Raw genomic sequence first — 11,881 nt, 5'->3', positions numbered from 1 at the left:
CGCAGCAGCGGTCCGGCGCACGCGGCGTTCAGCTCGGGGCGCCGGGATCCGGGTGGGTTCGGATCGGGTTCGCCGGGTGCCGCGCGTTCCAGGCGCCGACGATCGCCGCCCGCTGGTCGTCGAGGCTCACGACGTCCCCGGGCGGGGCCGGGGCGAAGACGTCGACGGTCTCCGGGGGCCCGACCCGGCCCTCCGGGTGGAGGACGTACGCCTCCCGGCCATTGCAGAACTGGAGCAGTTGCCCGGACGGGTGGACGTTCGGGCGGGCCCCCTGGCAGCACAGCAGCCGGCCTTCCCGTTCCAGCAGGCGCCGGGCCCGGGTGAGGCAGTCGCGGTAGTCGGCCCCGCCGAACTCGGTGAGCGAGTCGCCGTCGAGGAGGGCGATGCGCGCGACGGACGGGGCGCCGAGGTGGACGGTGACCGGCCGGAGCAGACCGCCCGCGTCCACGGTCCGGAGCTCGACCGTCTCGGCCCACCCCGGACGGGAGTCGCCGTCGTCACGGCTCCGGTTCTGCGCGGACCGGCTGTTCGCACCGCTGCTCATGTCGCCATGATCGCCGAAGCAGCCGGTCCGGGGAAGGGCGGACGCCCCGTCGCGGCCGGGGCGTCAGATGACGTCCGGGCGGCGGTCGGTGGGGCGGGCCGGAGGCACGGTCGGCGCCCGGAAGTCGCGGGGGCCGGTCCAGAGGGCGGGGACGGCGTCGCTGCGGCGGGCGAGCTCGTGGGCGAGGTGCTCGTAGTTGACCCGCCAGCCGCGGAAGTGCGGCCAGGCCTCGGCGGCGGGCCGTTCGTGCGGGAACCCGGCGGCGGCGATCAGGGCGACGGCGGCGTCGAACTCGGTGTAGCCGAGGCGGATCGGCGCCTCGGGGGACGGGTCGGGGTCGAAGTCGACGCGCAGCGAGCGGCCGATGTCGCGCAGCGCGGTGAAGCCGGCCCGCAGGACGAGGCGGGCCTCGGGCGGGGCGGTGCGCGGGGCGATCGCGAGGTGGAGGGCGGCGGCGTCCATGACGGCGGTCAGGCCGACCACCCAGCTGCGCTCGGGCTGCGGTGAGCGGAACGAGATGAGAACGGGGTAGTTGGAGTGGCTCTCGCCGAGGTCGGCGGCGAGCCGTTCCCAGTCGCGGTACAGCTGGGGGAGGGCGGTCTCGGTGTCGACCAGCGCCTGCCGGGCGAGCAGTTCGGGACCCCAGGCGGGTTCGCCGGCCCGGGACTGCAGGAGCGTCACCTCCAGTTCGCGGCGGTTGTAGGCGGCGTAGAGGGTGGGGAGGTACGCGATCTGCAGGGCGATCACGAGGGGGCCGCTGGCGGCGGCGAGGAAGTCGATGACGGAGAGGTGGAGCCGGTCGCCGCTGGCGAAGCCGAGGGTCAGCAGGCTGGAGCCGGCCTCGCGGAAGGAGACCGACCAGTCCAGTCGCGAGGTGCCGTGCAGTATCAGCGTGTAGGCGGTCAGCATGGCGCCGAGCCAGACCCCCAGCATGCCGAGCAGCATCAGCGGGGCCAGCCAGGTCTGCGTCCGGTCCTGCGCCCGGTAGGTGCCGAACGGGGCGGCGGTCAGCCGCAGGACGGACCGCAGAGCCCGCCACAGGCCGTGCACAAGGGAGGAGTACAGGCCGCGCGGCACGACCAGCGTGCGCAGGATGCTGCCGATGGTGAGCAGCAGGAGCAGCACGCCGGCCACGGTGTGGATCAACCTCATGGGCACATTGTGGCGGGCGGGTGGGATTGACAGGTGAACGCGGTCGGCTGAATGCTAAGCAAGCGCTTAGTCAGTGGATCGCCAACAGGCCACCGGGCCGACAGGCCGACCGGCCAAGGAGCCGACGGGCCGCCAAGGGCCGCCGACGGCCGACGAGGAGAGAGCCCGTGCCGGAGAACCACCCCGCCGATCCGCCCGGGCTCGACCTGGGCCGGCTCCGCGCCCACCTCGACCGGGTGCTTCCGGGCACGGTGAACGGCCCGCTGCGGGCCGAGCTGATCGAGGGCGGCCGTTCCAACCTCACCTACCGGCTCACCGACGGCCGCTCCCGCTGGGTGCTGCGCAGGCCGCCGCTCGGGCACGTCCTCGCCACCGCGCACGACATGGGCCGTGAGCACCGGGTGATGACTGCCCTGCACGGCACCGGCGTGCCGGTGCCCGCCACGCTCCACCTCGACCCCGGTACGGAGGTGCTCGGCGCGCCCTGGTACCTGATGGCGTACGTGCCCGGCACCGCGCACCGGGACGCCGCGCCGCTCGCGGCACTCGGCGAGGGGCGCGTCCACGCCATCGGCCTGTCGCTGGTGGAGACCCTCGCCGCGCTGCACCGGATCGATCCGGCGGAGGCCGGGCTCGCCGACTTCGGGCGCCCGGAGGGCTACCTGGAGCGGCAACTGCGCCGCTGGTCCACCCAGCTGGACGCCTCGCGCAGCCGTGACCTGCCCGGCATCGACCGGCTGCACGAGCTGCTCGTCGCCCGCCGGCCGGTCTCGCCGGCCCCGGCGCTGGTCCACGGGGACTACCGGCTCGACAACGTGCTGATCGACGACGGGGACCGGATCGCGGCCGTCCTGGACTGGGAGATGTCCACCCTCGGCGACCCGCTCACGGACGTCGGCCTGCTGGTGATGTACACCCAGCTCGCCGGTGCCGGCGGTGGCCTGATCCCCGGCGCCGCCACCGCCCCGGGCTTCCCGCACGCCGGTGACCTGGCCGCCCGGTACGCCGGGGCGACCGGACGGGACGCCGCCGACCTCGACTGGTACGTCGCCTTCGCCTCGTACAAGCTCGCCGTCGTCGCGGAGGGCATCCACTACCGGTTCCGGCAGGGCAGCACCCTCGGGGCCGGGTTCGAGCGGGCCGGCACCATGGCGCCCGTCCTCGTCGAGCACGGCCTCGCCACTCTCGAAGCACCCCAGGAGCGCTGAACGATGGACTTCGCCCACGATGACCGGACCCTCGAACTCGTCGACCGGCTGACGGAGTTCATGGACCGCCAGGTGTACCCGGCCGAGTCCGTGCTGGCCGCCCAGCTGGCCGACCCGGACCGTCCCGCCTGGGCGGTGCCCCCGGTCGTCGCCGGCCTGCGGGCGGAGGCCAGGAAGCAGGGCCTGTGGAACCTCTTCCTCCCCGGCGAGCACGGCGCCGGCCTCACCAACCTCCAGTACGCCCCGCTCGCCGAGATCACCGGGCGCAGCCCCCAGCTGGCCCCGCCCGCACTCAACTGCGCCGCGCCCGACACCGGGAACATGGAACTGCTGGCCCAGTTCGGCACCGCCGAGCAGCGCGAGCGGTGGCTCGAACCGCTGCTCGACGCCGAGATCCGCTCCGCCTTCGCGATGACCGAGCCCGACGTCGCCTCCTCCGACGCCGCCAACATCGCCACCCGGATCGAACGCGACGGCGACGACTACGTGGTCAACGGCCGCAAGTGGTACATCAGCGGAGCGATGAACCCCGAGTGCCGGATCCTCGTCGTGATGGGCAGGACCGACCCGGAGGCCGAACCGCACCGCAGGCAGAGCATGATCCTCGTGCCCCGGGACACCCCGGGCGTGACCGTCCGGCGCGGCATGACCGTCTTCGGCTACGACGACGCCGAGCACGGCGGGCACGCCGAGATCGACTTCGAGGACGTCCGGGTCCCCGTCGGCAACCTGATCGGGGAGGAGGGCTCCGGCTTCGCGATCGCCCAGGCGAGGCTCGGGTCCGGCCGGATCCACCACTGCATGCGGGCGATCGGCACCGCCGAGCGCGCCGTCGAGCTGATGTGCCGCCGCACCCTCGACCGGGTGGCCTTCGGTCGTCCGCTCGCCGAGCAGGGCGTGATCCAGGACTGGATCGCGGAGTCCCGGGTCCGGATCGAGCAGTTGAGGCTGCTGGTGCTCAAGACCGCCTGGCTGATGGACACCGTCGGCAACCGCGGCGCGCACACCGAGATCCAGGCCATCAAGATCGCCACGCCGCGCACCGTCGAGTGGATCCTGGACAAGGCCGTCCAGGCGCACGGCGCGGCCGGGGTCGGCCAGGACACCCCGCTCGCGCAGCTGTGGGCCGGCAACCGCACCCTCCGTCTGGCGGACGGGCCGGACGAGGTGCACAAGCGCTCGCTGGCCCGGCGGGAGCTGAAGCGGTACCGGTGAGCCCCGGCCGGAGGAGCGGGCGCAGGCACGCACCGGTGCCCGGCTGCGCCGCCCGGGTGCCGTGCGCCGCGCGTCCGCGCAGGTCATCGGATGTCATACCCGGGTAGCACCCGGCGGGTTGGCTCCGCGGTATGACGCCCCCCGCGCCGCCCGGCCGTACTGTCGCGGTACGGGCCGGCCGGTCGGCGGCGGTCCCACGGAACGGGGAGCGGGGAGACATGCGCAAGCGGGGACACGGAGGGGGCGTGCGGACGGGGATCGCCGCCGTACTGGTGGCCGCGACGGCGACGGCCGTCCTGGGCACGGGGGCGGTGGCCGCGGCGGCGGCGCCGTCCGCCGCGGAACGCCAGGCACGGGCCTGGCTGCCCCGGCCCGTCGGGCCGTACGCCGTCGGGACCACCTCGCTGCGACTCACCGACGCCGGGCGGCAGGACCCGTGGCAGCCGGACCGCGCCCGCGAGCTGATGATCAGCCTCTGGTACCCGGCCACCCGTCCGGTGTCCGGGAACGAGCAGCCGGCCCGCTACATGGTGCCGCGTGCGGCCGAGCACTTCGGGGGTACGGGCGGCGCGTCCGTCTTCAACTACGGTACGGAGCCCGGCCGCACCGACTGGTCGGGGGTCCGCACGCACGCCCGGCAGGACGCGCCCGCGTTGCCCGGAGCCGGCCCGCGCCCGGTGGTGCTGTACTCGGCCGGGCTCGGCGACCCCCGGACGTGGGGCACCGGTCTGGTCGAGGACCTCGCCTCGCGCGGCTACGTCGTCGTCACCGTCGACCACACCTACGAAGCCTCCGAAGTGGCCTTCCCCGGGGGCGCCCTGGCCACCTCGGTGCTCCCGGCGATGGTGGGCCGCCCCGGTCTGGACATCGGCGCGCTGCTCCGCAAGGCCCTGCAGACGCGGGTCGACGACACCCGCTTCGTCCTGGACGAGCTGGGCGCGCTGCGGACCGACGGGCGGCTGCCGGCGGCCCTCGCGGGCTCGCTGGACCTGGGCCGGGTGGGCATGGTCGGCCACTCGGCCGGAGGGTTCACCGCGGCCCAGAGCATGCACGACGACCCGCGGATCAAGGCCGGCGTGAACATGGACGGTCAGCTGCACTTCCCCGGCCCGGACGGGACGGGGGTGCACCTGAGCAGCGTGGCCGAGAACGGCCTCGACCGCCCGTTCCTGCTGATGGGCACGGGCAGCCCGGACTCCGGCGACTACCGGAACCAGCCCGGCTGGGCCTCGTTCTGGCAGCACACCCGGGGCTGGAAGGCCGACGTCACCCTGACCGGATCCCGGCACGGCTCCTACACCGACGCCCAGTCCCTGCTGCCCCAGCTCGCCCGGCAGGGCGCCGTCTCCGCGGAGGCCCTGCGCGGCGACGTGGGCGAGGTCCGCCCCGACCGCGCGGTGCTCGCCACCCGGTCCTACGTCGCCTCGTTCCTCGACCGCTGGTTGCGCGGACACGACGACCACCTGCTGGACGGGCCGTCGCCGAGGTTCCCGGAGATGGAGTACGCGCGCTGACCCTCCGCGCGTACCGCGGCCGGGCCGGGCCGGGGGGCGGGCCGGGCGGGCCGGGGGGCGACCGCCGTCCGGCCTCGTGCGCCGTTGCGGTCCCGTCCGGCCTCGCGCGGTGCTCCCGGCGGGCTACCGGATGTCCGAGTCCGGGTTGGCGGCGTCCCAGTCCTGCCGTGACGCGAGGATCGAGTCGTGGTGGTCGTAGGACCAGTCCACCATGGCGCGGACCAGGTGGGTCAGGCTGTGGCCGACGGGCGTCAGCTCGTAGTCCACCTGCGGGGGGACGGTCGGGTGGACCGTCCTCGACACCAGGCCGTCCCGTTCCAGCCGGCGGACCGTCAGCGTCAGCATCCGCTGCGAGATCCCCGGAACGGCGCGCTGGAGTTCGCGGAACCGCCGTACGCCCTGGGCGAGTTCGACGACCACCAGGACGGACCACTTGTCGCCGAGCCGGTCCAGCAGACCGCGGATGCCGCAGTCCACGCCGTCCTCGCACCAGACCACCGGACGGGCGGTGGCCGGGGTGGTTATGCCGGTGTGCCCTACTGACATGCAAGTGCCTCCTTACGCCGAACGCCCAGGTTATCGAGGATGGACGCAGTGCAGGGCGCGGCGGGGACCGCCGGCCCGGGGCGGACCGTCGGCGTCCGCCGACCGCTTCTCGATCACGGAGGAACCATGCTTCTCGTCACCGGCGTCAACGGCGGTCTGGGCGCCCTGGTACTGGAGCGGCTGGCCCGGCTGTCGGCCGGTGGGCCGGACAACGGCCCGGGCGGTGTGGTGGCCGGGACCCGGAACCCGGAGCGGGTGACCGTGCCGGGCGTCCCGGTCCGGGCCGTGGACTTCGACCGGCCGGAGACCCTGGACGAGGCCTTCGCCGGCGTGCGGACGCTGCTGCTGATCTCGGCCGGCTACGGGGAGGACGACGTGGTGATCGCCCGCCACCGGGCGGCCGTCGAGGCGGCCGAGCGGGCCGGGGTCGAGCACGTCGTGTACACCAGCCTCTCCGGTGACGGCGACCACCTCGCCTACGCGCTGGCCCACCGCTGGACCGAGCGCCGGCTGCGCGCGTCGGCGACGCTGCGCTGGACGATCCTGCGCAACGGCCTCTACGCCGAGCTGCTGGGCGCCCTGGCCGCTCCGGACCGGCACGGTGTGATCACCGCACCGCTCGGCGACGGACGGCTCGCGGCGGTCGCACGGGAGGACCTGGCCGAGGTGGCCGTGACGGTGGCGCTGGCGCCGGCCCGGCACGCGGGGCGGGTCTACGAACTGGTCGGCGAGGAGGCGGTGGGCGGCGCGGACGTCGCGGCGGCGCTGAGCCGGGCCGGGGACCGGCCGGTCGAGTACCGGCCCGGGTCCCTCGCCGAACTGCGGGCGGCCGTCGTGGCCTCCGGTGCGGAGTCCTTCCAGGTGCCGATGACGGCCGGCACGTACTCGGCCGTCGCGCACGGCTTCCTCGCAGGGCCGGGCGGGCCGGGGGACCTCGCGGCGCTGCTCGGCCGCCGCCCCCGTCCGGTCCTGGAGGTGATCGCCGCCGGCGCGGCGGGCCGGGGCGCCGACGGCTGAGCCGGTCGGCGGGGCGCCGACGGGCGGTGACGGCCGGGGCGGCGGAGTCCCGGCCGCCCCGCGCCGTCAGGGCAGCACCACCAGCCGTCCGGTGGTGGTGCCGTCGGCGACCCGCTGGACGGCGTCGGCCGCCTCCGTGAGCGGCAGGCGGGCGGTGACCACGGGGCGGACCACGCCCCCGGCGGCGAGTGCGGTGAGCTCCTCGTGGGCGGTGCGGACCGCCTGCGGGTCACGGGTGGCGTAGAGGCCCCAGTGCAGGCCGAGGACGGTGTAGTTCTTCACGAGCACATGGCTGAGCGGGGGCTCCGGGATCCGCCCGGAGGCGAAGCCGACCACCACGATCCGGCCCTCGAACGCGACGCACCGGGTGGAGCCGGTGTACGCCTCGCCGCCGACCGGGTCGAAGACGACGTCGGCGCCCCGGCCGTCGGTGGCCTCCCTGACGGCCGCGACGAAGTCCGTGGCCGTCCGGTCCACCACCAGGTCGGCGCCCGACTCCCGGGCGGCGGCGGCCTTTCCGGGCCCGCCGACCACCGCGATCACCCGCGCGCCGGCTGCCCGGCCGAGCTGGACGGCGGCGCTGCCGACCCCGCCGGCCGCGGCGTGCACCAGCAGCGTCTCGCCGGGGCGCAGCGCCGCCCGGCGGTGGAGGGCGAACCAGGCGGTCTGGTGGCCGATGTGCAGCGCGGCGGCCTCGGCGTCGTCCAGCGCCGCGGGAGCGGGGAAGGCGGCGGTCGCGTCCAGCAGGGCGTACTCGGCGAAGGCGCCGTGCGGCAGCAACGGGGTGCCGATGACCCGGTCGCCCGGACGCCACGGTCCGTCGGCGCCGACGACCTCGCCGCACAGTTCCACGCCGGGTGTGAACGGCAGCGGCGGGCGCACCTGGTACTGGCCGCGTGCCATCAGCGCGTCCGGGAAGTTGACGGCGGCGGCCCGGACCCGGACCAGCAGCTGTCCCGGTCCGGGGACCGGCCGCGGGACGCCCCCGGCGAGTCGCAGCACCTCACGCGGTTCGCCCAACTCCCTGACCTGCCAGGCCCTCACAGTGCTCCTCTCCTCTCCAGTCCCTGTTGCAGCCGGTTCATCCCGGCCAGCCAGCGGTCCGGGTCGCCCGCCCGGACGGCGGTGTACTCCGCGACCTCGGGGTGCGGCAGGACGAGGAAGCGGTCGGCCGCCAGCCCGTCCAGCAGCGCCTCGGCGACGTCGTCGGCGTCCAGTGCGGTGGGTGCGAGCAGGGCCGCGCCGACCGGGCCGGTGCCGTCCAGCATCGCGGTGCGCACGCCCTGCGGGCAGAGCGCGTGCACCCGGAGGCCGCGGTGCCGGTAGGTGGCGGCCAGCCATTCGGCGAAGGCGAGGGCGCCGTGCTTGGAGACGGCGTACGGGGCCGAGCCCAGCATGGTGAGCAGCCCGGCGGCCGAGACGGTGGCGACGAAGCGCCCGGTGCCGCGCTCCAGCCAGCGGGGGAGGAGGAGCTCGGCGGCCCGGACGTGGGCCAGCACGTTGACCTCCCACGCGGCGGCCCACGCGGCGGGCGGTGCGTCGGCGCCGCCGGTCGGGGCGACGCCCGCGTTGGCGCACCAGACGTCGATCTCGGCACCGTGCTCGGCAAGCGCCGTCCGGGCGGCGCCGACGAGGGCGGCCAGCCCCTCGGCGGAGGCGGCGTCGCCGGGGACGGCGGTGCCTGCGCAGTCGGCGGCGACCGCGCGGGCGGCCCCGGCGTCGAGGTCGTTGACCACGACGTGGGCGCCGGCGGCGGCGAAGGCACGGGCCACGGCGGCGCCGATGCCCCGCCCGGCGCCGGTGACCACCACGCCCTGGCCGGCGTACGGGGGCGCGGCGGCGTGCGGCGAGGGGTCGGCGGCCGGGTGCCGGCCCGGGTCCGGGCTCACAGGCCGCCGCCGAGCGTGACGCCGCCGTCCACGACGAGCGTCTGGCCGGTGATCCAGGCCGCGTCCGGGGAGAGCAGGAAGGCGACGGCGCCCGCGACGTCCTCCGGGACCCCGAGCCGGCCCAGCGGGTAGGCGGCGGCGACCTCGTCCTCGCGGCCCTCGTACAGGGCCTCGGCGAACCTGGTCTTGACGACGGCCGGCGCGACCGCGTTGACCCGGATGCCCTGCTCGCCGAGTTCGGCGGCGAGTTCGGCGGTGAGCCGGATCAGCGCGGCCTTGGAGACGCCGTACATGCCGATGCCGAGGGAGGCGCGGATGCCGGCCACGGAGGCGACGTTGACCACCGAGCCGCCGTGCTCGCCCATCCAGGCGGCGTGTGCGCGGCGGGTCCAGGCGAGCGGGGCCAGCACGTTGACGGCGAGGATCTTGGCGGCGGCGGCCTCGTCGGTGGCCAGCACCGGGCCGTGGACCGGGTTGATGCCGGTGTTGTTGACCAGGCAGTCGAGCCTGCCGAAGACCTCCAGGGTGCGGGTGACGGCCTCCTCCTGGTGGGCCGGGTCGTCGGCCTTGCCGGGGACGCCGACGGCGACCTCGGGACCGCCCAGGCCGCGGACCGCCTCGGCGAGCGGTCCGGGGGTGCGGGCGGTCAGGCAGACCCTGGCTCCCCGGGCGACCAGCTCGCGTGCGATGCCGAGGCCGATGCCCCGGCTCGCTCCGGTGACGACGGCCACCTGGCCCTTGAAGGAGTGCACCACGGGGTCCTCTCGGCGGGGGTCGGCCCTGTGCGCGGCTCGGCACGGCCGTGACTAAGCGCTTGCTTAGCATGGTGTCGGCGGGTGACCCTGTCAACAGCCGTCGGGCCGGGGCGGGCCGCCGGTCCCGGGCCGCAGGTCCGTCCCGCCCGAGCCGGCTCTCGTGGGCTCCTGCGGGCTCCTGTGGGCTCCTGCGGGGCGAATGTCCGTACGACCGATCTGCGAGGATGGCGCCATGACCAGCACGCCCATCGCCGAGCTCTGGCCCACGCTGCCCGGTGGCGCCGACACCCGCCCCGAGGCGGCGCACCGGCTGCTCCGGGCCGCCGTGGAGTCCTTCGCCGAGCGCGGCTTCCACGCGACCACGACCCGGGACATCGCCACCGGTGCCGGGATGAGCCCGGCCGCGCTGTACATTCACTACCCGTCCAAGGCCGCGCTGCTGGCGGAGATCAGCCGGGTCGGCCACGCCGCCACCCTCGCGCTGGTCCGGACGGCGGTGGCCGGCGAGGGTGACCCGGTGACGCGGATGCGGCGGCTGGTCGAGGAGTTCACCGCCTGGCACGCCCGGGCCCGGACGGTCGGCCGGGTGGTCAACTACGAGCTGCACGCGCTCCCCGAGGACGCCTACGCGGTGGTCGCGGCGCTCCGCCTGGACATCGAGCGCGAGGTCACCCGGCTGATCGAGGCGGGCCTGGCGGCGGGCGTCTTCGAGGTCGGCGAGGTGCGGACGGCCGCCCGCGCGGTCACCTCGCTGGGCATCGACGTGTCCCGCTGGTACACCGACCGAAGCAGTGAGACGCCCGAGGAACTGGGCCGCCGGTACGGTGAGTTGGTGCTCAGGATGCTGGGCGCGCAGCTGCCGGGGGCCGGTTCGTCGACGCCGGGGCCGTGAGCCGGCTCACGGCTTGACGGCGGTGTGCACCAGCCAGGCGATGTGGTCCCGGAGCGCGTACATCTCCACCGTCGACCGCAGCGCCAGCCACTGTTCGGTCGCCCCGAACCGCCGGAGCACCGCGTACGGGATCCGGAAGTAGGCGTACAGCGCCTCCGTGGTGGGCCGGTAGTAGGAGCTGGCGTCCAGCTCCTCCTCGATCCGGAAGCCGGCGTCGGTGATCAGCCCGCCGAGCGAGCGGGTGTCGTAGCGCTTCGCGCCCACCATCGTCATCGCGTCCAGGTACGGCTCCAGTAACGCCCGCTTGTCCGCCGGGACTTCCGCCGCGGGAAACCCGACGGGGCCGAGCAGGACCAGCCGCCCGCCCGGGCGCAGCAGCCGGTGGAACTCCGCCAGCGCGCGGGCCGGGTCGTAGGAGTGGCAGAGCGTCTCCATCGAGTAGACGCCGTCGAACGAGCCGTCCGGGTAGTCGAGTTCGTGGAAGTCGCCCCAGCTGAAGGTGGTGCGTTCCTCCAGCGCGGCCAGGGCGCTCAGCCGGCGTGCCTCGCGGACGTGGAAGTCCAGGACGTCCACGCCGGTGATCCGCAGGCCGAGGCGGCCGGCGAGCCGGCGCGCGACCACGCCGGAGCCGGCTCCGGCGTCCAGGACGCGCGAGCCGGGCGGCAGCGCGAGTTTGCGGCCCAGGACGGCCTCCAGCCGGCGCTGTGCCTGCCAGCAGCGCCACTTGGACTGGCCGGGTTCGGTCCAGCCCCAGTGCCGGGCGTTGCGGCAGACGAGCGCGTAGAAGAGCCGGTGGCCGGGCCGCCCGTAGACGCGTCGCAGGCCGGTGAGATCGAGTTCGCCGCCGATGTCGCTGACCATCGCTCCCGCCCGCCTTCCGCTGCTCGCTGCCCTTGCCGTCCCGGCCACGCTACCGACGGGTGGGGGCGGTCGCCGGTCCGGTGGGGCCGGACGGGCGACGGGCGCGAGGGGTGCGGACGGCGGGAGCGCGGGCGGTAGGGGTGCGGAGGGTGGGCGACGGGCGGGCCGTCGACCGGGGCCAACGCCCCCCCCCCGTACCCCCCCCCCCGGGCGCGCGCCGTGTCATATAAAAAAAAACCAACCCCCCCAACAGTTTGACCACGCGGTTTGCCTCTTTTGGGTGTTAAA

At 75.4% G+C, this 11,881-nt stretch carries 12 protein-coding genes; 5 read left to right on the top strand and 7 right to left on the bottom strand.

Annotation, left to right across the window (positions count from 1 at the left end):
• Window positions 1-28 precede the first annotated feature (28 nt).
• Entirely contained in the window at window positions 29-544 is a 516-nt protein-coding gene (locus tag ACFWOG_RS34875; RefSeq protein WP_380363286.1) for a hypothetical protein, read from the bottom strand.
• Between the two features lie 63 nt (window positions 545-607).
• Window positions 608-1,696 carry a hypothetical protein gene (locus ACFWOG_RS34870; protein ID WP_380363284.1) on the bottom strand — a complete coding sequence of 363 codons (1,089 nt, stop codon included), beginning with the start codon at window positions 1,694-1,696 and terminating at the stop codon, window positions 608-610.
• 167 nt (window positions 1,697-1,863) lie between these two features.
• Between ACFWOG_RS34870 and ACFWOG_RS34865 the strand changes: the two genes are divergently transcribed.
• The 3 genes from ACFWOG_RS34865 (at window position 1,864) to ACFWOG_RS34855 (ending at window position 5,633) form a co-directional block, all read left to right on the top strand.
• Window positions 1,864-2,904, top strand: coding sequence for a phosphotransferase family protein (locus tag ACFWOG_RS34865; RefSeq protein WP_380363282.1), 1,041 nt, complete (start codon window positions 1,864-1,866; stop codon window positions 2,902-2,904).
• Window positions 2,905-2,907: 3 nt separating this feature from the next.
• Window positions 2,908-4,119: an acyl-CoA dehydrogenase family protein gene (locus ACFWOG_RS34860; RefSeq protein ID WP_329880849.1), complete on the top strand. Its 1,212-nt coding sequence runs from the start codon at window positions 2,908-2,910 to the stop codon at window positions 4,117-4,119.
• A 218-nt stretch (window positions 4,120-4,337) separates the two neighbouring features.
• Complete coding sequence (locus ACFWOG_RS34855; protein WP_380363279.1) at window positions 4,338-5,633, top strand: alpha/beta hydrolase family protein; 1,296 nt, start codon at window positions 4,338-4,340, stop codon at window positions 5,631-5,633.
• Window positions 5,634-5,756: 123 nt separating this feature from the next.
• On the opposite strand, the gene ACFWOG_RS34850 is transcribed toward ACFWOG_RS34855, so the two are convergent.
• A complete protein-coding gene (locus ACFWOG_RS34850; protein ID WP_355408832.1) occupies window positions 5,757-6,179 on the bottom strand; it encodes a helix-turn-helix domain-containing protein in 423 nt (140 codons plus the stop codon).
• A 126-nt stretch (window positions 6,180-6,305) separates the two neighbouring features.
• Here ACFWOG_RS34850 and ACFWOG_RS34845 point away from each other — a divergent pair, with 126 nt between their 5' ends.
• A complete protein-coding gene (locus ACFWOG_RS34845) occupies window positions 6,306-7,196 on the top strand; it encodes an NAD(P)H-binding protein (RefSeq protein ID WP_380363276.1) in 891 nt (296 codons plus the stop codon).
• 66 nt (window positions 7,197-7,262) lie between these two features.
• Here ACFWOG_RS34845 and ACFWOG_RS34840 read toward each other — a convergent pair whose 3' ends face one another.
• The 3 genes from ACFWOG_RS34840 to ACFWOG_RS34830 form a co-directional block, all read right to left on the bottom strand.
• The gene (locus ACFWOG_RS34840; protein ID WP_380363274.1) at window positions 7,263-8,240 is read right to left on the bottom strand and encodes an NADPH:quinone oxidoreductase family protein; all 978 of its coding nucleotides are present in this window, start codon (window positions 8,238-8,240) and stop codon (window positions 7,263-7,265) included.
• Complete coding sequence (locus ACFWOG_RS34835; RefSeq protein WP_380363288.1) at window positions 8,237-9,004, bottom strand: SDR family NAD(P)-dependent oxidoreductase; 768 nt, start codon at window positions 9,002-9,004, stop codon at window positions 8,237-8,239. The genes ACFWOG_RS34840 and ACFWOG_RS34835 overlap by 4 nt, the downstream gene beginning before the upstream one ends.
• Window positions 9,005-9,081: 77 nt before the next feature.
• Window positions 9,082-9,840: an SDR family oxidoreductase gene (locus ACFWOG_RS34830; protein ID WP_380363271.1), complete on the bottom strand. Its 759-nt coding sequence runs from the start codon at window positions 9,838-9,840 to the stop codon at window positions 9,082-9,084.
• Between the two features lie 232 nt (window positions 9,841-10,072).
• Here ACFWOG_RS34830 and ACFWOG_RS34825 point away from each other — a divergent pair, with 232 nt between their 5' ends.
• On the top strand, window positions 10,073-10,732 hold the full coding sequence (locus tag ACFWOG_RS34825) for a TetR/AcrR family transcriptional regulator (RefSeq protein ID WP_355408826.1): 660 nt from the start codon (window positions 10,073-10,075) through the stop codon (window positions 10,730-10,732).
• A gap of 6 nt (window positions 10,733-10,738) precedes the next feature.
• Here ACFWOG_RS34825 and ACFWOG_RS34820 read toward each other — a convergent pair whose 3' ends face one another.
• Window positions 10,739-11,593 carry a class I SAM-dependent methyltransferase gene (locus ACFWOG_RS34820; protein ID WP_380363268.1) on the bottom strand — a complete coding sequence of 285 codons (855 nt, stop codon included), beginning with the start codon at window positions 11,591-11,593 and terminating at the stop codon, window positions 10,739-10,741.
• Window positions 11,594-11,881: the final 288 nt, after the last annotated feature.

This window comes from Kitasatospora sp. NPDC058406 (assembly GCF_042722765.1).
GTDB lineage: Bacteria > Actinomycetota > Actinomycetes > Streptomycetales > Streptomycetaceae > Kitasatospora.
The sequence above is the reverse complement of the archived record's forward strand: the minus strand, read 5'-3'. Positions and strand labels throughout refer to the sequence as shown.

Excerpts from the sequence above, each read along its gene's own strand:
- ACFWOG_RS34875 (WP_380363286.1), bottom strand. The coding sequence starts at position 544 with ATGAGCAGCGGTGCGAACAGCCGGTCCGCGCAGAACCGGAGCCGTGAC.
- ACFWOG_RS34870 (WP_380363284.1), bottom strand. The coding sequence starts at position 1,696 with ATGAGGTTGATCCACACCGTGGCCGGCGTGCTGCTCCTGCTGCTCACC.
- ACFWOG_RS34860 (WP_329880849.1), top strand. The coding sequence starts at position 2,908 with ATGGACTTCGCCCACGATGACCGGACCCTCGAACTCGTCGACCGGCTG.
- ACFWOG_RS34855 (WP_380363279.1), top strand. The coding sequence starts at position 4,338 with ATGCGCAAGCGGGGACACGGAGGGGGCGTGCGGACGGGGATCGCCGCC.
- ACFWOG_RS34850 (WP_355408832.1), bottom strand. The coding sequence starts at position 6,179 with ATGTCAGTAGGGCACACCGGCATAACCACCCCGGCCACCGCCCGTCCG.
- ACFWOG_RS34845 (WP_380363276.1), top strand. The coding sequence starts at position 6,306 with ATGCTTCTCGTCACCGGCGTCAACGGCGGTCTGGGCGCCCTGGTACTG.
- ACFWOG_RS34825 (WP_355408826.1), top strand. The coding sequence starts at position 10,073 with ATGACCAGCACGCCCATCGCCGAGCTCTGGCCCACGCTGCCCGGTGGC.
- ACFWOG_RS34820 (WP_380363268.1), bottom strand. The coding sequence starts at position 11,593 with ATGGTCAGCGACATCGGCGGCGAACTCGATCTCACCGGCCTGCGACGC.